Annotated in this window: 21 protein-coding genes; 15 read left to right on the top strand and 6 right to left on the bottom strand. The window is 44.4% G+C overall.

Going from position 1 to position 21,432, the window contains the following annotated elements; genetic code table 11:
- The first annotated feature begins 4 nt into the window (after positions 1 to 4).
- The 9 genes from rfbC (at position 5) to waaC (ending at position 9,821) form a co-directional block, all read left to right on the top strand.
- Positions 5 to 562 carry a dTDP-4-dehydrorhamnose 3,5-epimerase gene (gene rfbC / locus IE103_RS12955; protein WP_189346552.1) on the top strand — a complete coding sequence of 186 codons (558 nt, stop codon included), beginning with the start codon at positions 5 to 7 and terminating at the stop codon, positions 560 to 562.
- Positions 559 to 1,500, top strand: coding sequence for a dTDP-4-dehydrorhamnose reductase (rfbD, locus tag IE103_RS12950; protein ID WP_189346551.1), 942 nt, complete (start codon positions 559 to 561; stop codon positions 1,498 to 1,500). Before rfbC ends, rfbD begins: the two co-directional genes overlap by 4 nt.
- 1 nt (position 1,501) lies before the next feature.
- Positions 1,502 to 2,836 carry a flippase gene (locus tag IE103_RS12945; RefSeq protein WP_189346550.1) on the top strand — a complete coding sequence of 445 codons (1,335 nt, stop codon included), beginning with the start codon at positions 1,502 to 1,504 and terminating at the stop codon, positions 2,834 to 2,836.
- A gap of 43 nt (positions 2,837 to 2,879) precedes the next feature.
- Positions 2,880 to 3,692: a glycosyltransferase gene (locus tag IE103_RS12940; RefSeq protein WP_189346549.1), complete on the top strand. Its 813-nt coding sequence runs from the start codon at positions 2,880 to 2,882 to the stop codon at positions 3,690 to 3,692.
- Positions 3,693 to 3,702: 10 nt separating this feature from the next.
- Complete coding sequence (locus tag IE103_RS12935) at positions 3,703 to 4,677, top strand: UDP-glucose 4-epimerase family protein (protein WP_189346548.1); 975 nt, start codon at positions 3,703 to 3,705, stop codon at positions 4,675 to 4,677.
- A gap of 9 nt (positions 4,678 to 4,686) precedes the next feature.
- A complete protein-coding gene (locus tag IE103_RS12930) occupies positions 4,687 to 5,247 on the top strand; it encodes a sugar transferase (RefSeq protein WP_189346547.1) in 561 nt (186 codons plus the stop codon).
- A 30-nt stretch (positions 5,248 to 5,277) separates the two neighbouring features.
- Entirely contained in the window at positions 5,278 to 7,176 is a 1,899-nt protein-coding gene (locus IE103_RS12925; RefSeq protein WP_308426994.1) for a polysaccharide biosynthesis protein, read from the top strand.
- Positions 7,177 to 7,226: 50 nt separating this feature from the next.
- Complete coding sequence (locus IE103_RS12920) at positions 7,227 to 8,603, top strand: phosphomannomutase/phosphoglucomutase (protein WP_189346546.1); 1,377 nt, start codon at positions 7,227 to 7,229, stop codon at positions 8,601 to 8,603.
- A gap of 234 nt (positions 8,604 to 8,837) precedes the next feature.
- A complete protein-coding gene (gene waaC, locus IE103_RS12915) occupies positions 8,838 to 9,821 on the top strand; it encodes a lipopolysaccharide heptosyltransferase I (RefSeq protein ID WP_189346545.1) in 984 nt (327 codons plus the stop codon).
- 93 nt (positions 9,822 to 9,914) lie between these two features.
- On the opposite strand, the gene ftsB is transcribed toward waaC, so the two are convergent.
- From ftsB to IE103_RS12895, 4 genes are all read right to left on the bottom strand, one after another.
- Positions 9,915 to 10,250, bottom strand: a complete 336-nt coding sequence (gene ftsB, locus IE103_RS12910) for a cell division protein FtsB (protein WP_189346544.1) — start codon at positions 10,248 to 10,250, stop codon at positions 9,915 to 9,917.
- A gap of 197 nt (positions 10,251 to 10,447) precedes the next feature.
- Complete coding sequence (gene eno / locus IE103_RS12905) at positions 10,448 to 11,731, bottom strand: phosphopyruvate hydratase (protein WP_189346543.1); 1,284 nt, start codon at positions 11,729 to 11,731, stop codon at positions 10,448 to 10,450.
- Between the two features lie 361 nt (positions 11,732 to 12,092).
- The gene (gene kdsA / locus IE103_RS12900) at positions 12,093 to 12,947 is read right to left on the bottom strand and encodes a 3-deoxy-8-phosphooctulonate synthase (protein ID WP_189346542.1); all 855 of its coding nucleotides are present in this window, start codon (positions 12,945 to 12,947) and stop codon (positions 12,093 to 12,095) included.
- 11 nt (positions 12,948 to 12,958) lie between these two features.
- Positions 12,959 to 14,623, bottom strand: a complete 1,665-nt coding sequence (locus IE103_RS12895; protein WP_189346541.1) for a CTP synthase — start codon at positions 14,621 to 14,623, stop codon at positions 12,959 to 12,961.
- 235 nt (positions 14,624 to 14,858) lie between these two features.
- Between IE103_RS12895 and IE103_RS12890 the strand changes: the two genes are divergently transcribed.
- The 6 genes from IE103_RS12890 (at position 14,859) to IE103_RS12865 (ending at position 19,435) form a co-directional block, all read left to right on the top strand.
- Positions 14,859 to 15,464 (top strand): GNAT family N-acetyltransferase, encoded by a 606-nt coding sequence (locus tag IE103_RS12890; RefSeq protein ID WP_189346540.1) that lies wholly within the window; start codon positions 14,859 to 14,861, stop codon positions 15,462 to 15,464.
- A gap of 213 nt (positions 15,465 to 15,677) precedes the next feature.
- Entirely contained in the window at positions 15,678 to 16,322 is a 645-nt protein-coding gene (locus IE103_RS12885; RefSeq protein ID WP_189346539.1) for an RNA polymerase sigma factor, read from the top strand.
- Positions 16,319 to 17,038, top strand: a complete 720-nt coding sequence (locus tag IE103_RS12880; protein ID WP_189346538.1) for an anti-sigma factor — start codon at positions 16,319 to 16,321, stop codon at positions 17,036 to 17,038. The genes IE103_RS12885 and IE103_RS12880 overlap by 4 nt, the downstream gene beginning before the upstream one ends.
- A gap of 332 nt (positions 17,039 to 17,370) precedes the next feature.
- Positions 17,371 to 18,180 carry a DUF3034 family protein gene (locus IE103_RS12875; RefSeq protein WP_229827295.1) on the top strand — a complete coding sequence of 270 codons (810 nt, stop codon included), beginning with the start codon at positions 17,371 to 17,373 and terminating at the stop codon, positions 18,178 to 18,180.
- 57 nt (positions 18,181 to 18,237) lie between these two features.
- Entirely contained in the window at positions 18,238 to 18,693 is a 456-nt protein-coding gene (locus IE103_RS12870) for a group I truncated hemoglobin (RefSeq protein WP_189346536.1), read from the top strand.
- Positions 18,694 to 18,856: 163 nt separating this feature from the next.
- Positions 18,857 to 19,435 (top strand): sigma-70 family RNA polymerase sigma factor, encoded by a 579-nt coding sequence (locus tag IE103_RS12865; RefSeq protein ID WP_189346535.1) that lies wholly within the window; start codon positions 18,857 to 18,859, stop codon positions 19,433 to 19,435.
- 21 nt (positions 19,436 to 19,456) lie between these two features.
- Here IE103_RS12865 and IE103_RS12860 read toward each other — a convergent pair whose 3' ends face one another.
- Entirely contained in the window at positions 19,457 to 20,488 is a 1,032-nt protein-coding gene (locus IE103_RS12860; protein ID WP_189346534.1) for a lipid A-modifier LpxR family protein, read from the bottom strand.
- Positions 20,489 to 20,573: 85 nt separating this feature from the next.
- The gene (locus IE103_RS12855) at positions 20,574 to 21,428 is read right to left on the bottom strand and encodes an alpha/beta fold hydrolase (RefSeq protein WP_229827273.1); all 855 of its coding nucleotides are present in this window, start codon (positions 21,426 to 21,428) and stop codon (positions 20,574 to 20,576) included.
- Positions 21,429 to 21,432: the final 4 nt, after the last annotated feature.

The following is a 21,432-nucleotide window of genomic DNA, read 5'->3' as shown; positions in this document are numbered from 1 at the left end:
TTTTATGAATATTATCCAAACCGATTTACCAGAAGTCCTCATATTAGAACCCAAAGTATTTGGCGATGAACGTGGCTTTTTTTACGAGAGCTTTAATGCCAAAACCTTTGCCGCATGCACAGGCATCCAGACAGAATTTGTACAAGATAATCATTCTCGCTCTGCCAAAGGTGTATTACGTGGATTACATTATCAAATTCAACAAGCGCAAGGTAAATTGGTACGTGTAATCGCAGGTGAAGTATTCGACGTCGCAGTTGATCTACGTCGTAGCTCGCCCAACTTCGGCAAATGGACCTCAGCGGTTTTATCCGCCAGCAATTCGCGCCAAATGTGGATTCCACCTGGCTTCGCTCATGGATTTATTGTTACCAGTGACTATGCGGAATTTCTGTATAAAACCACCGACTATTGGGCACCAGAACATGAGCGCTGCTTGCTATGGAATGATCCTGCATTAGGGATTCACTGGCCACTTGATGGTGTTGTGAATGGCGCACCCGCTTTGTCTGGCAAAGATCAATTGGGCAAATTATTGGCCGATGCTGAGGTTTTTGCATGAGAATTTTGTTGACGGGAACAAGCGGTCAACTTGGTCGTACTTTAGCGACAAATTTAGCTGATGTCGCTGAACTGATCACCCCACGCCGAGCCGATTTAGATCTATCAAACAGTGCATCGATTGCGCCCTACATTCAACAATGCAAACCCGATTTGATCATCAATCCGGCTGCCTACACTGCAGTTGATTTGGCAGAAAAAGAAAGCGAACTAGCTTATCGGGTCAATGCCGAAGCTCCGGCCGTTTTAGCACAGGAAGCAAAGCGTTTGGGTATTGGCTTAATCCACTTTTCAACCGACTATGTTTTCGATGGTAGTAAAATCAATTCGGATGGAACGGCTAGCGCCTACACAGAACAAGATCAATGCGCGCCACTCAATGTCTACGGAGCTAGCAAACTGGCAGGCGAACAGGCCATCGTCGATAGCGGATGTGCGCATATGATTCTTCGCACAAGTTGGGTCTATTCCGATTTCGGCAAAAATTTCCTACTAACGATTTTGCGCTTAGCAAAAGAAAAGCCTGAGCTCAATATCGTCGCAGATCAATGGGGCACACCAAGTTCAACGATGTTTCTGAGCGATGCCACGAAACAAATTCTGGCTCAATTACAACAAGCAGAATCTCCAAAGACATGGTGGCAAACACACCAAGGCATTTATCATCTGACGCCAGATGGCGTGACTAATTGGTGCGAATTCAGTCAAGAGATTGCGACCTATGCGGCACAACTTGGTTTATTAAGCGCACCGCTGCCGCAAATACACGGCATCCCAAGCTCAGCCTACCCTACCCCAGCCCAGCGACCGCAAAATTCACGTTTGGATAAAACCAAGCTAGTTCATCAATTTGGAATTAAGCTACCAGCTTGGGATGTGGCTTTACACGCTTGCCTACAAGCGATGGCGGAAGCCAAACAGCGCGAAGCTGACAACTGATATGTCACTAAAAAGAAATACCATCTGGAATCTGATTGGCAGCGGTTCTCCTTTGCTCGCAGCAGCGTTCTGCATTCCTTACACCTTAAGAGAATTAGGCGCCGAGGGTTTCGGCGTCTTGACGTTGATTTGGGCCTTGATTGGGTATTTCAATTTTTTTGATTTTGGCGCTGGACGTGCTTTAACCTATGAGGTCAGTCGTCTTCAAAGCTCAATGCAGGAAGCGAATGCTGAGCAACGTCGCTATGCAATCCACCATATTCTGAACGCTGGATTATTATTGACGGCAGTAACTGGTGTACTCGGTTTCTTGCTAATTATGGGATTCGCCTATCCACTGGCACATGATTGGTTAAAAATTACACCAACATGGCAGCACGAAACCAAGCTTGCTTTACAAATCACCGCCCTAGGCGTAATTCCTGCGACGCTCACCAGCGGCATGCGTGGCGCACTTGAAGGACTCGGTCAATTTAAAGAATCCAACATTAACAAGATTTTTCTTGGATTTAGCATGTTTATTCTGCCTGCGCTATCGATCATGCTGCATGGTAATAGCTTGTGGAAAATCACTGTTTACTTGGTTGCGGCCCGCTTGATCACCGTTTTATACGGCGCATTTCAACTCAAACACTATTTATTTATTCGCCATCAAGTAGCAGAAGTTAAACAGAACTTGGGAAGCATGAAGCTGCAAATCCGTCAGCTTGTCTCGTATGGATTTTGGGTCACAGTGACTGGGATAGTGAGTCCGTTAATGGTTTATGGTGATCGTTTTTTCGTCAGCGCCTTGGTGGGTGCGGATAAATTATCAGAATATGCGATTCCACAAGAAGGCTTGATGCGCTTACTGATGATCCCTATAGCTATTTGCGGCGCATTAATGCCCGTCTTTGCCACAATCACGCAAAGAACAGAACTACATCTTTCCTACTCTAGTAACTTACGCCGCATGGTAAAAATCATGGCGGGACTTTGCGTGCTGACTTTAGTGATCGCTTATCCTGGATTCTCATGGTGGATTTCACCCGAATTTGCACAAAAAGCTTTCCCTATCACTGTGGTTTTAGTATTCGGTACCTTTATTAACGGCATCGCTGTAGTACCATATACCCTGCTACACGCAACGGGCAATACCAAAACAACGGCGTTATTCCATTTATTCGAATTATTCTTTTATATGGCTTTGCTGGTTTTACTCACAAAAGAATTTGGTTTAATGGGGGCAGCCTTCGCTTGGGTCTGCCGAGTAAGCGTGGATTGGGTACTATTACACTTTGCGGCACGACGTCTATTTAAATCTGACTCGACCAATCAAACACTTTTATCATCGTGATGCAAGAGACTCATCAACCAACGAATTTAGTAGGATTGCCTAGATGATTCATGTTGCTATTATTAGTCATGGGCACGAGCAACTTTTAATCGACAGTCGGCTAGGCGGACTGTTGGACGAACGCACGCATCTAAAAATTTGGATCAAAGATAATAAGCCTGCAGCCACGTTAAAAACCTTTTGCGAGCAACATCAAGTGTTTTACACCGATGCTGACGCCGGTCTAGGATTTGGTGAAAATAATAATTACCTGTTCAAATTGATCGAAGCGCAATCAGGTTTCGAGGTTGACGATTTCTTCCTGGTGATGAATCCTGATATTACCGTTACGCCTGAAACCGTGTTTGCGTTGACAGAAAAAATGCGCACTTCAGGCCACGCGATCGCAACGCTCAATCTCTACCGAGATCAAGCGATGCAGGTGCCTGATAAAAATATTCGGCATTTTCCCGGCATGCTATCGATTATGAAGATGCCTTTGGTGAACACCTTCAGCGAAACATATGATAAAGATAGAATCGCAGCAGCGACAGATGCGATTGCGGTTGAATGGGCTTCTGGTGCATTTCTAGCGTTTGAACCAGCGCTTTATCGCGCTCTAGGTGGATTCGATCCTAGTTATTTTATGTATTTTGAAGATGTCGATATCTGCTACCGTGCACGACTCTATCATCAGCAAGCGGTCTACTATTACCCGCACTTAAAAGCTATTCATACTGCGGCACATAAGAATCGCAATATTTTTTCGCAGCATGCACGCTGGTTCTTTCACAGTTTCTCCAAATTTCTATTACGTCGTTACTTGCGTCTAAGCCCTGCCTATTCCGGCAAAAGCACACCAGATACTAGAAATTAGTTGCGGCACTATGAATAATAAAATCCTCATCACGGGTTCAACTGGTTTTGTTGGCTCACATCTTTTACAAATGGCTTTGGCGCAAAATCGCGAAGTCATTTGCCCTATCCGTGCAAGCAAAAATGCGACATCACATTCACGGGCCAGCCAAATTCAAAACATTGATCGTCAAACTGATTGGCAGCCGCATTTAAACAATGTCCATACGGTGATTCATTGTGCTGCGCGAGTGCATGTGATGAACGATACTGCGACCGACCCTTTGACCGCATTTCGTGAAGTCAATTTATACGGGAGCTTACGTTTAGCTGAACAAGCTGCTGCAGCAGGAGTGCGTCAGTTTATTTATTTGAGTTCCGTCAAAGTCAACGGCGAAATGACGATCGATGGACAAGCATTCTCTGAAAACGATCCACCATCGGCAAGTGATCCCTACGGTATATCCAAACAAGAAGCCGAAGCGGCACTACTGGAATTGGGACAACGTTCAGGCATGGCAATCACCATCATTCGTCCTCCTTTAGTCTACGGTAAGGGCGTTGCGGCCAACTTTCTTAGCCTATTAATTTGGGTAAAAAAACAAATCCCGCTGCCGCTTGGCAGTATTCATAACCAACGTAGCATTGTCTTCGTTAAAAATTTGTGCGACTTTATTCTGCATTGTGTGCAAGACCCGCGTGCATTTAACCAAGTCTTTTTGGTTTCTGATGGCAGAGATTTATCCACAACAGAATTGCTACAAGAAGCGGCAAAAGCGCTGGAAGTGCCTTCGCGATTACTTCCATTCCCGGTTAGCTTAATGACTTTTGCGGCAAAATTAATCGGCAAAAAAAATATTACAGATCGTTTGTGTCAATCATTACGTGTCGATAGCCAAAAAGCGCAGAAGCAAATGGAGTGGTCGCCACCTTACACCATACAGCAAGGTTTGCGAGAAAGTGCTGCAAGCCTGATTTCAGATCACAAGCCTCATTCAAATCAATAAGTAGAATTTATGAAAAGACTAGCTGACTTAATACTCGCTTTGATCGCGGCCATCATCTTAGTGATTCCATTCGTCATAGTGGCGCTGATGGTTAGACTAACATCGAAAGGACCAGTGATTTATTGGTCTGATCGTGTTGGTCGCTACAATCGTATTTTCAAGATGCCGAAGTTTCGTTCTATGCGAATTGATACGCCAGCAGTTGCGACGCATTTATTAAGTAATCCAGATCAGTATCTGACACCAGTTGGCTCGTTTTTGCGTAAATCAAGTCTAGATGAATTGCCACAACTATGGAGTATTCTCATAGGCGATATGAGTTTTGTTGGCCCACGCCCCGCTCTGTACAATCAAGCTGATTTAATTGCTTTGCGTACCGAGAAGCAAGTTCACACCATCGTTCCTGGTTTAACTGGTTGGGCGCAGATCAATGGTCGTGATGAACTACCAATTCCACAAAAAGTTGAATTGGATGCTTATTATTTACAGCATCAATCATTGCTACTAGATATTCAAATTTTGTTTCGCACTTTCTTTAAAGTGATTAAACGTGATGGCGTCACCCACTAAGACAAATCAAACTGGGCAAACTCCTAAATCATGATGCAAGCATTAGTTAATCTTCCACGCTTACAAAAACAAATTATTGCGGGTGCCGTTGACGCCATTTTTTTGCCGCTTGCGTTTATGCTGGCGATCCTCACTCGCTATGAGACGATTAATATTGAATTAATCAAACACTATGCTTGGTTAATCGCAGCAGTACCTCTATTCGCCATTCCGATCTTCATCAAAATTGGTTTATACCGCGCGGTGATACGTTACATTGATCACAAAATGGTCAGTGTCGTTATCATCGGCGTAAGTCTATCTGTATTGGCGCTTGCCTTTCTCAGTTTTATGTTGCAGCTAACCGCAATCTCACGTGCGGTCTTTGTCATTTACTGGTCTGGCGCGATACTTTACGTCGGTGCCAGTCGCTTAGCCGCACGCGCTTACCTCGGCGGTTTACGCCGCAATCCCAACGCAACCAAAATCGCCATCTATGGTGCGGGTACCGCTGGCATGCAGCTCGCCAATGCTTTACGCGCAGGGCACGAACTCGATTGTATCGCCTTCATCGATGACAATCGTTCCATGCATGGCTCGTCAATCGCGGGCATCAAAGTCTATGCGGTTGAACAAATTCCTCAGCTAGTGAGAAACTTTGGTATCAAAGAAGTCTTGCTTGCTCTACCTAGTGTTTCAAAAGCCAAACAAAAACAAATTCTCGATCATCTAGAAACTTATAAGTTGCGCGTCAAAGTCACACCATCGATCAAAAGTTTGATCAATGGTGAATTGCGTGTGCAAGATATTCGCGATGTCGAAATTGAAGACTTGCTAGGACGCGATCAGGTAGAACCCGATGAAGCATTACTAGCCACTTGCATTACGAATAAAAATGTTTTAGTCAGCGGCGCGGGCGGCTCTATCGGTTCGGAATTATGTCGCCAAATTTTGCGCCAAAAACCCAACAGCTTAATGCTCTTGGAAATGTCAGAATTTTCACTGTATTCGATAGAGCAAGAATTGAGTGCTTTGCTCGATCAATTGCAATTGAAATGCGAGATCAAACCTTTCTTAGGATCGATACACGATAGCGCCAAGCTAGACAAAATTTTTCGCGGTTTTCAAATTGATACGGTATATCACGCAGCCGCCTATAAACATGTGCCACTTGTCGAACATAACCCCATCGAAGGGATACGCAATAATGTATTTGGCACCTACAAATTAGCGCAAGCGGCAATCGATGCGGGCGTTAAACAATTCGTCTTAATCTCAACAGACAAAGCGGTACGTCCGACCAATGTGATGGGTGCGACCAAACGCTTAGCCGAACTTATTTTACAAGCCAACGCACGTCGTCAAACTGGCACACGTTTTTGCATGGTTCGCTTTGGTAATGTACTAGGCTCCTCTGGTTCTGTGGTTCCCCTATTCCGCAAGCAAATTATGCAAGGCGGCCCGATTACTTTGACGCATGCGGAAATCACGCGCTATTTCATGACGATTCCCGAAGCAGCACAATTGGTATTGCAAGCGGGCGCGATGGGACAAGGTGGTGATGTGTTTGTACTCGATATGGGTGAACCTGTCCGTATCATCGATTTAGCGCGTCGCATGGTACATTTGTGCGGCTTGGAAGTGAAATCAGCCGAACATCCCGAAGGTACGATAGAAATCCGTGAAGTCGGTTTACGCCCTGGCGAAAAGCTGTACGAAGAATTGCTGATTGGCGACAATGTGGAACGCACCACGCATCCATTAATCATGCGCGCGCAAGAAGCCGAATTAGCTTGGGAAGAACTACGAGCAGCTTTAGAAGAATTAGAGCAGGCTTGCCAGCATTTTGATTATGAAAAAATTCGCAGTTTGATACAGCGATTGGTTATTGAATATCAACCGCAGTGCGGTATTGAAGATTTTATTTGGCAGTTGAAGAACAAAACATAAAAACCTCGGTATTGAGAGGTTTTAAAAAAATTAATTTACAGGTAAATTTTATGTCCCTACTTTCCAAAAGTATTTTTAAAGCCTACGACATCCGCGGCATCATTGATAAGACATTAGATGTCGATGTTGCCTACGCGATTGGACAAGCCTTCGGTAGTGCTGCGCTTGCCAAAGGCGAAAAAACCGTCGTCATCGGTCGCGATGGACGCTTATCGGGTCCGTCATTAGCGGCAGCCTTGGCTATGGGCTTGCAAGCGACAGGCATCAATGTGATTGACCTCGGCGTGGTCGCCACGCCGATGGTGTATTTCGGCACCAACGTATTAGGCGCGACATCCGGCATCATGGTCACGGGCAGTCATAATCCGCCTGACTACAACGGCTTCAAAATGGTGTTAGCAGGCGAAGCGATTTATGGCGATACCATACTCGCCTTGTACGACCGCATCGTCGCCAAAGATTTCGCGGTTGGCGAAGGAACATACAGCACCCATGACATCAAAGCGGCATATTTGGAACGCATCGTCAGCGACGTCAAGCTCACACGCAAAATCAAGATTGCGGTGGACTGCGGCAATGGCGTTGCAGGCGCATTCGCAGGTGACTTATACCGTGCGATGGGTTGCGAAGTGACTGAATTATTTTGCGAGGTTGATGGCAATTTCCCGAATCACCATCCCGATCCTGCCCATCCAGAAAACCTACAAGATCTGATTCGTTGTTTACAAAATTCTGATGCCGAAATTGGGCTCGCATTTGACGGTGATGGTGATCGACTTGGCGTCGTCACCAAAGATGGTCACATCATTTATCCAGATCGCCAACTAATGTTATTCGCGGCCGATGTATTAAGTCGCAATAAAGGTGCGCAAATTTTATACGACGTGAAATGCACGCGTCATTTGTCTAGCTGGATTAAGTCACATGGCGGCCAACCCTTGATGTGGAAAACGGGTCACTCCTTGGTCAAAGCCAAACTCAAAGAAACCGGCTCACCTCTAGGTGGCGAGATGAGTGGTCATGTGTTTTTTAAAGATCGTTGGTATGGCTTTGATGATGGTTTGTATGCAGGCGCACGCTTATTGGAAATCCTGAGTAAAGTCGCGGATATGACTACCACGCTGAAAGACTTACCGCAATCAAGCAGCACGCCAGAGCTACAAATCAAACTAAGTGAAGGCGAAAATTTTGCAATCATCGCTGAGATGCAAAAAAATGCAAATTTCCCTGGCGCGACCGAAATCATTGATATCGATGGTTTACGTGTCGAATATCCCGACGGCTTTGGATTAGCGCGCTCATCAAACACCACGCCAGTCATCGTCATGCGTTTTGAAGCAGAAACGCCGGAAGCTTTGGCACGAATTCAGGCAGCTTTGAAAGCTGCGATTTTGGCAGTGAAACCGGATGCGGTTTTACCCTATTAAATTCAGTTGAACACCCCCTCTCCCGCAGGCGGGAGAGGGTTGGGGTGAGGGTAGTTCAGGTTGGCTAAAGGTATATTAAATGTCGTTCTATTTGGATGCTAAAACGAAACTTCATTTTACCTACACGACGTCCCTCATCCCCTGCCCTTCTCCCGCTCGCGGGAGAAGGGAGTAAACACAAGCAGAATTCAAACAGCTGACAGTCATTTTTTTAAATCAAATCAATTCAATAACGTGAAAATTCTATTGATCCGCGTTTCCTCTCTTGGCGATGTGCTCCACAACATGCCCATGGTGGATGACATCAAAGCGCACTATCCTGACGCTCAAATTGATTGGGTGGTGGAAGAAGCTTATGTGAACTTGGTCAAACTTCAATCGAAAGTGAATAAGGTCATCGCCTACGCGCAAAGACGCTGGCGTAAGAGTTTGGGCAATAAAGAAACGCGTGCCGAGATCAAACATTTTTATCGCACCCTACGTGAAGAAGCTTACGACTTTATTTTTGATACTCAAGGTCTGCTGAAAACCGGCGTCATCATGGGGATGGCACGTAAGTCAGTCAATGGTAAAAAAGTAGGCTTAGCCAATGGTACCGAAGGCTCTGGTTATGAAGGTGTCTCCAGAATTTTTCATGATGTGAGCATACCGGTCGATCGTCGAACACATGCTGTTCTTCGTGGTCGCTTGGTGGCAGCTGCAGCGCTGAATTACAAAGTCGATACACCTGCGAGTTTTGGTTTGCAAAAACTCGATTTACAACCAGCATGGATGCCCGCAACGCCCTACATCGTCTTCTTTCATGGTACCGCAGGAGAATCAAAAAAGTGGTCGCGCCACAATTGGATAGGCACGGCACGCGATTTACAGGTAACTGGCTGGCCTATCTTGCTGCCATGGGGTAGCGAAGCGGAAAAACGCGAAGCGGAAGCAATGACAGAACACATGAGCAATGCAGTTGTATTACCTAAGTTATCGATGCAAGAAGCTACGGTATTAGCGCAAAAAGCTGCCTTGGTCATAGGTGTCGATACAGGCTTAGTTCACATCGCTGCCGCCTATGAGACACCGACCATAGAACTTTATTGCGATTCACCAAAATGGAAGACTGAGGGAAACTGGTCAGACAAGATCATCAATTTAGGTGATCAGGGAAAACCACCAAGCGTTGCAGAAGTTGAAATCGCGTTTGAAAAATTACTGGGGAAACGCAAGTAATCAATATTCGCGTCAAACACTAAATTGCTTCGATCACACAAATTTACTGATGAGCAAATAGTTCTGATATAACTTATAGAGGCTTAAGCTAACTTAATTTGGTTTCACGCTCGCTGGTTTGTGAACACTGGTTTGGGGCTTACTTTCTAACTTACTTCCCGCATCCAAAATCTGCACAAAGATTTCGTCTTTTTTAATCATTCCAAGTTCAAAACGGGCACGTTCTTCAACTGCGGCTGTACCATTTTTAAGATCTTGTACTTCAGAATCTAATTTCGCATTGCGCGCTTTCAATTCTTCATTTTTTGCATGGGCTGCATTCACTTGCTTGTCCAATTCCCATACGCGCAGCCAACCGCCCTTACCTAACCACAGCGGATACTGGATCAGGACTAACAAAGCCAACAAAGCGATAGTAATTAGGCGCATGCGATCTTAGATCAGAGAAATAATTCAAAGAAAATTTAGGCCAGTTTTTAGAAAATACATCGATAACTTCTATCTAACAAACAACTAACGCTCTCGCGTCATGCCGGACTTGATCCGGCATCCATTTTTTTCACTCATATGTTAATTACATGGATACCGGGTCAAGCCCGGTATGACGATTAAGCTACTCGATGCGATTATTTCAAATTATAAAACGCATCACGACCTGGGTAGCTAGCGATTTCGCCCAGATCTTCTTCGATACGCAACAACTGATTGTATTTCGCCATACGATCAGAACGAGACATCGAGCCTGTTTTGATTTGCAATGCATTTGTACCGACTGCGATGTCAGCAATTGTGCTGTCTTCTGTTTCACCAGAACGATGTGAAATCACTGCAGTGTAGCCAGCACGTTTTGCCATTTCGATCGCAGCAAACGTTTCTGTCAAAGTACCGATTTGGTTGATCTTGATCAGGATAGAATTAGCGATACCTTTTTGTATGCCTTCTTTCAAAATCTTGGTATTCGTGACGAACAAGTCGTCACCGACGATTTGTACTTTCTTACCGAGTTTTTCAGTCAGAATCGCCCAACCTTCCCAATCGCCTTCAGCCATGCCGTCTTCGATAGAGATAATTGGATATTTATCGCACCATGTCGCCAACAAGTTAGTGAAATCTGTTGAAGACAAAGTCAAACCTTCGCCTTCCAAATGGTATTTACCATCTTTGTAGAATTCGCTTGCGGCGCAATCCAAGCCCAAGGCGATTTGTGTGCCTGGTGTGTAACCAGCAGCTTCAATCGCTTGAATGATCAACTTGATCGCTTCTTCGTGATTTTCTACTGAAGGTGCGAAACCACCTTCGTCACCAACAGCGGTCGTCAAACCTTTGTCGTGCAAGATTTTTTTCAAGCTATGGAATACTTCGGCACCGTAACGAATCGCTTCACGGAAAGTTGGTGCGCCAACTGGGATGATCATGAATTCTTGCAAATCCAAGTTATTGTCTGCATGTGCGCCACCGTTGATCACGTTCATCATTGGCACTGGCAATTGCATTGCACCTGAGCCACCGAAATAACGGTACAAAGGCAAACCAGCTTCTTCCGCTGCCGCTTTCGCGACCGCCATTGATACCGCCAACATCGCATTTGCGCCCAAGCGTGCTTTGTTTTCTGTGCCATCTAAATCGATCAAGGTACGATCCAAGAACGCTTGTTCATTCGCATCTAAACCCATGATCGCTTCAGCGATTTCGGTGTTGATGTTTTCACAGGCTTTCAATACACCCTTACCCATGTAGCGAGACTTGTCACCATCGCGCAATTCGATCGCTTCACGAGAGCCTGTTGATGCACCAGAAGGCACAGCAGCACGACCCATTACGCCAGATTCCAACAACACATCACATTCCACAGTTGGATTGCCGCGTGAATCAATTACTTCACGACCGATAATATCAACGATAGCACTCATGCAAATTCTCCTAAACAATCAAAATTCATTCAAAAATTAATCAACAAAAAACGGCTCAAACAGAGCTAGTTCATGGTGTAGACAATCACAAGTATTCGGATAAAAACTCGTTAAATCGCGGCAAACGCCTTGGTGTTTTCAAGGGTCTGGTTACTCTTAGCTTCAATACACACGTGTGGTTTTGAAGCGATTATCTTTTTCCACAACTCACCAAAAAATTGGCTATAAAAACTCGTCGTTCGCTCAAAATATCAAAGCACCACTATGTATGTTTTTTATCCCCTCCCCATGAAGGAAAAGGAGCAAAGCCACAATAAAAATTTGCCCCGCAAAACCATTCGGCTTTGCGAGGCATTTAGTCTTAATTAAAACTAGATTCTAAAAATCCGTTTTTCTTAACGATGCGATCTAAATCTAACAAGGTTGCGAGCAATTCTTTCATACGTCCGAGTGGAACTGCATTCGGACCATCAGACATCGCTTGCGCAGGATTTGGATGTGTTTCCATGAACAAGCCTGCGATACCCACCGCTACTGCTGCACGCGCCAATACCGGCACGAATTCACGTTGACCGCCAGACGAAGTACCTTGACCACCAGGCAGTTGTACAGAATGCGTTGCATCAAATACGACTGGGCAATTGGTTTCGCGCATGATGGCTAGTGAGCGCATATCGGACACCAGATTGTTATAACCAAAAGATACGCCACGTTCGCAGGCCATGAAATTATCTTCGGGCAAGCCAGCTTGCTTTGCCGCCAAGCGCGCTTTTGCGATCACATTGATCATGTCGTGTGGTGCTAAAAATTGGCCTTTTTTGATATTCACCGGCTTGCCGGATTGCGCACAAGCTTGGATGAAATTGGTTTGACGACACAAAAATGCGGGCGTTTGCAGAACATCGACTACCGCTGCCACTGGTTTAATCTCATCGATCTCATGAATATCCGTCAGCACTGGCACATTCAATTGCTTCTTCACATCCGCCAAAATCTCCAAACCTTTTTCCATGCCTAAGCCACGGAACGAGGTGCCGGAAGAACGATTGGCTTTATCAAAGGACGATTTATAAATGAAAGGAATACCGAGTTCACTCGTGATCTCTTTCAAAGCACCTGCCGTATCCATCGCCATTTGATGCGACTCGATCACACAAGGACCTGCGATCAAAAAGAAAGGCTGATCCAGACCAACGTCAAATCCACATAATTTCATTGTCAAACTCCTTATGCTTGCGCTTGATTGTTCACCAAAGCTGCTTTTGTTGCTGCTTTATGTGCCAAGGCCGCTTTTGCAAATGCAGTGAATAATGGATGGCCATCACGTGGCGTCGACTTGAATTCAGGATGATATTGCACACCTAAATAGAATGGATGCACGCTCTTCGGTAATTCAATAATTTCGCACAAATCTTCGGTCGGCGTACGTGCAGATACAACCAAGCCCGCATCTTCAACGCGTTTTAAGTAATGGTTATTTGCCTCATAACGATGGCGGTGACGTTCAGTCACGACATTACCGTAAATATCGGATGCCAAAGTATTTGGTTGAACCGCGCAGGTCTGTGCACCTAAACGCATGGTGCCACCGAGATCGGAATTTTCATCGCGCAATTCGACTTTACCATCGTGGCTTTGCCATTCATTGATCAAAGCAACCACGGGTTGTTCTGTTTCGAGATCAAACTCAGTCGAGTTCGCCATCGCCAAGCCCGCTTTGTTACGTGCGTATTCAATCAAAGCGACTTGCATACCTAAGCAAATACCGAGATAAGGAATCTTGTTTTCGCGCGCATAACGTGCTGCCAAAATCTTGCCTTCGACACCGCGCTTACCGAAGCCACCTGGAACCAGAATCGCATCATATTTTTCCAATGCTTTAGTGCCATGCGCTTCAATTTCTTCCGAATCGACATACTCGATATTGACGCGGCTTTCAGTATGAATACCGGCATGACGCAAAGCTTCGGTCAAAGACTTGTAGGACTCAGTCAAGTCAACATACTTACCCACCATGCCGATCGTGACTTCTTCTTTTGGATTTTCTAATGCATAAATCAATTTATCCCACATGCTCAAATCGGCTGGTTTTGGTGCCAGACCTAATTTGTCGCAGATGATCTTGTCTAAGCCTTGATCATGCAACATTTGTGGAATCTTATAAATCGTATCTGCATCCCAAACAGAAATCACTGCTTCTTCAGCGACGTTTGAGAATAAAGAAATTTTGGCACGCTCATCATCCGGAATGCGACGATCAGCACGGCACAATAAGGCATCAGGGAAGATACCGATTTCACGCAATTTTTGTACACTGTGCTGGGTTGGTTTGGTTTTCAATTCACCAGCCGACGCCAAGAAAGGAACCAAAGTTAAATGCACGAAAGCAGATGAATTTTTTCCAGCGCGCAAACTCAATTGACGTGCTGCTTCCAAGAAAGGTAGGGATTCAATATCACCAACCGTGCCACCGATTTCAACCAAAGCAACGTCAAAACCTGACGCGCCGCGATGGATGTACTCTTGAATTTCATTCGTGATGTGCGGAATAACTTGCACTGTTTTACCCAAGTACTCACCACGACGCTCTTTGCGAATCACAGATTCATAAATTTGGCCAGTCGTGAAGTTATTTACTTTTTTCATCTTCGCAGAGATGAAACGCTCATAGTGACCCAAATCCAGATCAGTCTCAGCGCCGTCATCTGTAACGAACACTTCACCGTGTTGGAATGGACTCATGGTACCCGGGTCCACATTGATGTAGGGATCGAGTTTGAGCATGGTAACTTTGAGGCCGCGTGATTCAAGAATAGCAGCAAGTGAGGCAGCAGCGATGCCTTTGCCTAGAGAGGAGACGACGCCCCCAGTAACGAATACGAACTTAGTCATTGCAGAAGGTGCCCAACGGCACAAGCGGGAAATTCGAATTATACCGCATGATGCCCCGCGACGCACATCAGCAAGAAGTTTTTTTGCAGTGGTAGTACACTCAAATTGATGCTAAATTGCATTTATTTAAACGATCAATTCATCGACTGAATGACGACAAAAAGCGGCTCAACATCAGTGCATTTAGTCAATTTTTTTAACATCCAATTATTTAAAATAAGGTCAAAAAAACAAAGTGAACTTTGGATTACCTAAATTAACTTTTCCTAATGGGCCACAAGGATCAAAAGACAATGCCAAAAATCCGTTTGGCTCCTCACCACTACCAGCGCTTAATTTAAGTGGATATTACTTGAGACCGATACTCGCCAAAGACTTGCCTACTTGGTTCAATTATCTGAGATTGCCTGAGGTAAAAGAGCAAAGTAGTTGGCAGCTCAAATCGGCCGAAGACTTACAACAATTCATTCAAGTGCAAGACTGGTCACAGCCGCTGGCTCAAATCAAATTTGCCGTCACCAATCAGCAAGATGAGTTAATCGGCACCATAGGTTTTCACACCTACGCTAAAGCGAATTTCAGTGCGGAAATTGCGTATGATTTATCGCCTGCTTATTGGGGCAAAGGTATTGCTAGCAGTGCCTGCCAAGCACTAACCAATTGGGCGCACCAAGAAATTGGTTTAGTGCGGGTCCAAGCATGTGTATTAGACAGCAATTTTCGTTCACTGAATGTATTGCAACGATGCCAATTTGAGCGTGAGGGACTACTTCGCCGTTATAAACACATTCATGGTAGAGCGCGGGATTACTGGATACTGAGTCATATTCGAGCATCCTAAATCATATCTGAACCAAAATAATAATCGCATCAAACAGACAAAGTAAGCACACTTGGCAAATTGTGTTTTATCGTTTTGCATAAGTAATCAACTTAAAAAGTTCAGAAGAATTTTGCATCCGATTCGTTATCTTAAACGTATAAATTGTGAGCGTTAAAAATGAAATTAATTAATTTCAACAGATACAACTAACTTTCTTTATAAGGAAATCCCTTGCCAAGCCTACATACTCAAAATTTAGCCTCAGACCCTGCGCATCTCCATTTATGCTTAGTCGCTGTTGCCAAGCAAGATGCCAAAGCTTTCAAAGCATTGTATGAGGCAAGTTCAGCAAAATTGTTTAGTTTCGTCTTGCGAATTCTGCAAAACCGAGAGCTAGCTGAGGAGGTCCTCCAGGAGAGCTTCGTCAACATTTGGAATAATGCAGATAGTTATCAAAGCAGCCTCGCATCACCAATGACATGGATGACAACAATCGTACGTAATCGAGCTTTCGATCTATTGCGAAAATTAAATAATGGTCAACATCTGACCGTCAGCTACGATACGGATCAATTCGAAACAGAAGTATGGAGAACAATGGAGAGCCAAGATACTACTCCAGTGGAAGCATTAGAACTCAGCCAAGACGCAGCATCTCTTGCACGATGCATGACGAAATTAGAGGGGTTACATCGACAAGCGATGAGTTTGGCATATTTTCATGACTTATCTCACAGCGAAGTCGCAGAACAAATGGAGTTGCCTATCGGCACGATCAAAACTTGGATACGTCGTGGTTTAGAAAAATTAAGACTCTGTCTAAATACAAATAACACTACTCAGATTGGCAGTATTGGTGTAGGTGCAAAACTATGAATATCAAACACAACAAGCGCCTGCAACACAAACTAGCAGCCGAATATGTATTGGGCACATTACGAGGAGGTGCACGTCGCCGATTCCGCGATTGGTTAATCGACGATCCACACCTACAACAAATCGTCCGAGAGTGGGAGCAGCATCTAATGCCGATGATGGAATTTAGCCGCAAGCAGATACCCGAAACCCACGTTTGGAAAAATATTGAACAGCAACTCAAATTGAGAGCAGTACAAAGTAAAAACACGCTATTTAATTTTTTGGATTCACTCAGTTTTTGGAGGGGAATTAGTTTGGCCGCAAGTAGCGCACTGATTCTATTGGCTGTATTTATCCTCAAGCCTACAGACCCAGGTGTTGTCCCCGACTTGTACGTAGCGACACTGTCGGATGAGCAGTCGCGCCCGATAGCGGTGATTTCCAGTGATGTCAATCATCATCAAATCTTAGTGCGCTTTATTGAAAAACCTACTGTAGCAACTGACAAGAGCTTAGAACTTTGGTCGATTTCTAAGGAGGGCAAAATACGCTCACTCGGGTTGATTAGCAATACGGGAGAAAAAGATGTATTGCGCATTACCCTCCCAAAAGAAGTTAACAGTGGCACGCCACAATTACTCGCGATTAGCTTAGAGCCTAAAGGCGGATCAGCTAATCCAGAAAAGCCAAGTGGTCCAATTCTATTTAAAGGTAGCTGGCTTAAGACTACTTAGCGCCGCACTAACTTACCAATTAAATTGTACTAATCAGCAAAAGGGCAAGCGAGCCATCCACACATGACAGTTTGGATGGCTTTTTTATAGCAAGAGGTAAAAAAACAATCGCAAAAATATTTTAAAAATTCTGAATCCAGCTGCAACTACCTTTCGTATAAGTCTGTAGTAGTCGACTGAAACACAACACGTTCACAAAGACTCATTGACTAAACACTTAGGGAGTTCACATGACTAGATTTAAACTAATTCCATCAATCAAACTCATCACTGTCACTGGCATTAGCATTTTCACCAGTATAGTGCAGGCACAAGATTCACGCCTACCAGACATGGGAAAGCTCACAGCAACCGGTGGTGTGAGTCAAGTCGAGGGTGCTGGTGGTGGTGGTTTGACACCTTGGGCTTTGATTACTGGCTATGGAACTCGGGATAGCTATGGTGCAAACGCACACTATACCCAAGTCAACACACAAGATTATCGTCTAAAGACCCACGGTGTCGCGATTGGCATTGCAGATCAAGTTGAATTTTCAATCGCACAACAAGAATTTACTGGTCGCCTCGCACCACTCAATGCACTCAATCTAAAGCAAGACATTCTCGGTATCAAAGTCAAATTGGCTGGCGATGCCGTGTACGATCAAGCTGGATGGATGCCTCAAATTTCTGGTGGGATGCAATATAAACGTGATGCGAAAGTTGGTGGCCTCGGTGCGCTTGGCATAACCAATGTTAAACAATTAGGGGCAAAAGACGATCATGGTATTGATTATTATCTTTCGGCCACCAAAATATATTTAGCGCAGAGCCTCTTAGTCAACGGAACTGTCAGGATGACCAAAGCAAATCAAATGGGTCTACTTGGCTTCGGCGGCGATAAAAAAGATCGATACCAAGCACAACTTGAAGGTTCAATTGCATATTTAGTTAATCGAAAGCTTGTTATCGGTGCAGAGTACCGAATGAAGCCACGTAATCTTGGTGTCGATAATGAAAAAGATTACTCAGACATCTTCGTTGCTTACTTTCCCAGCAAAAACTTTTCTGTCACCGCAGCTTTTGTCCAACTTGGCGATATCACGATTTTCAATCCTAAAAAACAGCAGGGTTGGTATCTATCGATGCAAGCAGGTTTTTAAGAGACGCCAATCCAATTCATCAAACATCAATTTATCTAATTTAGAAAGATATCGATTATGAACAACGCATTCAATCATAATTTTTTTCAATTTATCGGCATTACTTTAATAGTCATTTTTACTAACTTTGGAGCACATGCGCAGGAAACCAAAAAAGATGACATTCTTTATCAAGGCTTGGGTAAAACAGAAGGGATCACAAAAATCGTCAATGATTTTGTACCGCTAATCTTAGCCGACACGCGTATCAACTCTTTCTTTGCGAAAATGAAGAAGGATGAATTTAGCGCTTTATTGGTGGCGCAATTCTGCGAACTTGCAGGTGGTCCTTGCCAATACAAGGGGAAAGATATGTACGAAGCTCATCAAGGCATGAACATCAGCAATGCTCACTTTAATGCACTCGCTGAAGACTTGCAGATCGCGATGGAGATGAACCAAATACCGTCATCTATTGCCAATAAATTAATTTCAAAACTCGCACCGATGCAACGCCCTATCGTCAGCAAATAATCATCTGCAAAAAGACGGTTTGTAGTATCGAAGCGACGGTATCAAAACGGATCTATCGGCACAGCCAACTGATATCGTCGTTGACCAGCGACGCTACTCATTCGAACAAAACAACCACTTCTATACAAAAAAAGAAAGAAGAGATGACATAATGAGTATTAGCATGAATTTACAAAACCAACTCAGCACATTACGGCCACAAATGCTGCGCTTCACAAAACAGCGAATTTATGATGACGCAATTGCCGAGGATGTAGTGCAAGAATCACTACTCGCTGTGCTCGAAGCACCAGAGCGATTCGAAGGGAGGTCAACGCTAGCAACCTATGTATTAGCAATCTTAAAGTTCAAAATTATTGATAGCTTTCGACGCGCAAAGCACGTACAAAACACCTATTCCGAACTTAATACACTCGCCACTTGCGACTATGAATCATCAATTCATGTTGCAGATATCCGCTACGGTATAAGCCGCAGCAGTTTATGCGAAGAATTTGACCCTCCTACCGCATTGGAACAAAAGAAATTCTTTATCCAACTGGAACAAGCATTGAAATTACTTCCTAGAAAAAATGCACACACTTTCGAACTTGCGGACTGTTTAGACATTGATAGCGCCGAAATTTGTGAGCAACTTAACATGAGCAAAAATCATATGATGGTAGTTCTTCACCGAGCACGTCATGCATTAAGAAAATCACCCAACCTACAATCTTATGTCCCAAGCGCTGAACTGCATTGACAAAGAAAGCAACAAAACACTTTACTTCAATGCATAGACAAATTGAAGTTTGGCAAAATTCTGTGCCGCTTTTGCATTCGACAACTCTTTGATCTCGCTACCTCGACGCAGCACCGATGCATAAAAGCCCCAGACTTCACCTCGATATTGATAACCAATTTCCAGTTCAGGTATCACGCGTCGTGGATGCATAGACAAACTTTGTTGATTGAAATACCCACCTTGCAAAGTTGCGTTATACGCACTCGCTCGCAATTCGGTACGTGCAAATACAAAACTAGCTTGATCTTCGCGTCGCGCATTTAAACGACCGTAACGCCAGACTAACTCAGCCTTAGCATCGGTAAAGATATTCCCAGCACGTAATTTGAATCGGCTACCGAGGTCCATCTCTGGCATCCAACTCCATCGAGCCGGTGCTAGTTCCGCATTTAAAACCATACCCCATTCTTGTCGCAACTGGGTACGCCATGCTTGCGGCAGTGGTTGATTTAAAGCCTGATGTAAATTGGTTTGGGTCCATTCACCACCAGCACAGGGACCAAGGCAACCCACATCCAAACCTAGACGCAAGCCACTTCCATCGCTGTTTTGTAGTTCACGAAAAACACCCATGTAGATCCATCCCGCATAAGGATGATCAACTGGGCTGATTTGCTCCGGCTTTAATTTAATATCAGAAGCAGTGTATAAATCTTGACCAAAATGCCAACCATAGCTAATTGATTGGCTTGGCATACGCAGCGTCTTGTTTAGGATTAAGTGTATTCCACTGGTATAGAAGCCATCATCTTTGTTCATTAGCAAACTATCGTTTTCTACGTCTACAACAAACTGAGAACGACCTTGTGCCTGCACTTGTTGATACTCAGAAGTCGATGGTAACCACGAACCACCTAGTTCCTTGGTCAATTTATCCTGCGCCAGCGCTTCACCGTTGATGAACAAGGAAATCAGCGCACATGAAAGCGCGCTAGAACGCGTAATTTGTCCTGCACTGAATTTTGTACTTGAAGTAGTCGGAAATGAAAATAAGGAAAAAGATGAACGCATAATGAACTCATGGTAGCGAGATGAGAATACCATTTTACGCGATCAATACCGCATTGAAACATTTGTAGCGAGGATTTTACCAACACTAATTCTTCAGCAATTTTTGTATCATCGCATGACAAGCCGCTGCGGTTTTCTCTGGCATTTCCATCGGCAATAAATGCCCGGCTGGCAATTGCACAAAGTTCTCTCCACACAAGCGACGCGTGGTTGATAAACCACCTTGCCGACATTCTATCGACTCCGTACCACCAACAAAGCCGATTGGCAATTGTGTACATTTTTTGGCCACAGCACCGAGATTGCCTGGCAAGGTCATATAGATCTGGCTTTCTATATCGCGGGTAAACTTGAGACAAATGCCTTCGGGATGATCCTGCATTCCAGCGTCAATATAATCGCGCAATACTTCTGGCGGCCAGATAGCGAACTTTTCCTTCGATGAGAAATGCTCAAACGCTTCCTGCTTGTCGCGCCATATCATGCGTCGTTTTAAAGCAAATTGAGCCGGGGAATATTTCTCTAGCAAACCCAATACACGAAAAGTCTTTAAGAACATAGAACGCCAACCAGTTACCACAGGTGAGTCAATCATTACCACACAGCGCACTAAATCAGGACGTTGACTACTGGCCATTAAAGATAAAATTCCACCTAAAGAATGTCCTAATAAAATCACTGGCTCTTGGTAACGTGCTTCTAAAGTATCGATCAACTCTTGCACCAAAAACGGCCAATTGGTGGTAACTGGATAAGCCGGATTATGTCCATGCATGTCTAAATACTGAATATCGTAATGTGGAGATAATTCATTAAACATTTGACGATAACTTCCCGCTGGAAAGCTATTGCCGTGACAAAAATGAACGATAGGTTTAGACATTTGTTTGAAAAGTGATTTGTTCTTTGTTTTACCACGATGTTGAGTTCTACGACGCATGCAA

The organism is Affinundibacterium macrobrachii (assembly GCF_014652415.1).
In the GTDB taxonomy this organism is placed as follows: Bacteria; Pseudomonadota; Gammaproteobacteria; order Burkholderiales; family Burkholderiaceae_D; genus Undibacterium; species Undibacterium macrobrachii.
Note: the sequence above shows the minus strand (reverse complement) of the source record. Positions and strands in the feature narration are given on the sequence as shown.

What these genes read in the sequence shown, in the direction of transcription:
- rfbC (WP_189346552.1), top strand. Translation starts at nt 5, where the DNA reads ATGAATATTATCCAAACCGATTTACCAGAAGTCCTCATATTAGAACCC.
- rfbD (WP_189346551.1), top strand. Translation starts at nt 559, where the DNA reads ATGAGAATTTTGTTGACGGGAACAAGCGGTCAACTTGGTCGTACTTTA.
- IE103_RS12945 (WP_189346550.1), top strand. Translation starts at nt 1,502, where the DNA reads ATGTCACTAAAAAGAAATACCATCTGGAATCTGATTGGCAGCGGTTCT.
- IE103_RS12940 (WP_189346549.1), top strand. Translation starts at nt 2,880, where the DNA reads ATGATTCATGTTGCTATTATTAGTCATGGGCACGAGCAACTTTTAATC.
- IE103_RS12935 (WP_189346548.1), top strand. Translation starts at nt 3,703, where the DNA reads ATGAATAATAAAATCCTCATCACGGGTTCAACTGGTTTTGTTGGCTCA.
- IE103_RS12930 (WP_189346547.1), top strand. Translation starts at nt 4,687, where the DNA reads ATGAAAAGACTAGCTGACTTAATACTCGCTTTGATCGCGGCCATCATC.
- IE103_RS12925 (WP_308426994.1), top strand. Translation starts at nt 5,278, where the DNA reads ATGATGCAAGCATTAGTTAATCTTCCACGCTTACAAAAACAAATTATT.
- IE103_RS12920 (WP_189346546.1), top strand. Translation starts at nt 7,227, where the DNA reads ATGTCCCTACTTTCCAAAAGTATTTTTAAAGCCTACGACATCCGCGGC.
- ftsB (WP_189346544.1), bottom strand. Translation starts at nt 10,250, where the DNA reads ATGCGCCTAATTACTATCGCTTTGTTGGCTTTGTTAGTCCTGATCCAG.
- eno (WP_189346543.1), bottom strand. Translation starts at nt 11,731, where the DNA reads ATGAGTGCTATCGTTGATATTATCGGTCGTGAAGTAATTGATTCACGC.
- kdsA (WP_189346542.1), bottom strand. Translation starts at nt 12,947, where the DNA reads ATGAAATTATGTGGATTTGACGTTGGTCTGGATCAGCCTTTCTTTTTG.
- IE103_RS12895 (WP_189346541.1), bottom strand. Translation starts at nt 14,623, where the DNA reads ATGACTAAGTTCGTATTCGTTACTGGGGGCGTCGTCTCCTCTCTAGGC.
- IE103_RS12880 (WP_189346538.1), top strand. Translation starts at nt 16,319, where the DNA reads ATGAATATCAAACACAACAAGCGCCTGCAACACAAACTAGCAGCCGAA.
- IE103_RS12875 (WP_229827295.1), top strand. Translation starts at nt 17,371, where the DNA reads ATGGGAAAGCTCACAGCAACCGGTGGTGTGAGTCAAGTCGAGGGTGCT.
- IE103_RS12870 (WP_189346536.1), top strand. Translation starts at nt 18,238, where the DNA reads ATGAACAACGCATTCAATCATAATTTTTTTCAATTTATCGGCATTACT.
- IE103_RS12865 (WP_189346535.1), top strand. Translation starts at nt 18,857, where the DNA reads ATGAATTTACAAAACCAACTCAGCACATTACGGCCACAAATGCTGCGC.
- IE103_RS12860 (WP_189346534.1), bottom strand. Translation starts at nt 20,488, where the DNA reads ATGCGTTCATCTTTTTCCTTATTTTCATTTCCGACTACTTCAAGTACA.
- IE103_RS12855 (WP_229827273.1), bottom strand. Translation starts at nt 21,428, where the DNA reads ATGCGTCGTAGAACTCAACATCGTGGTAAAACAAAGAACAAATCACTT.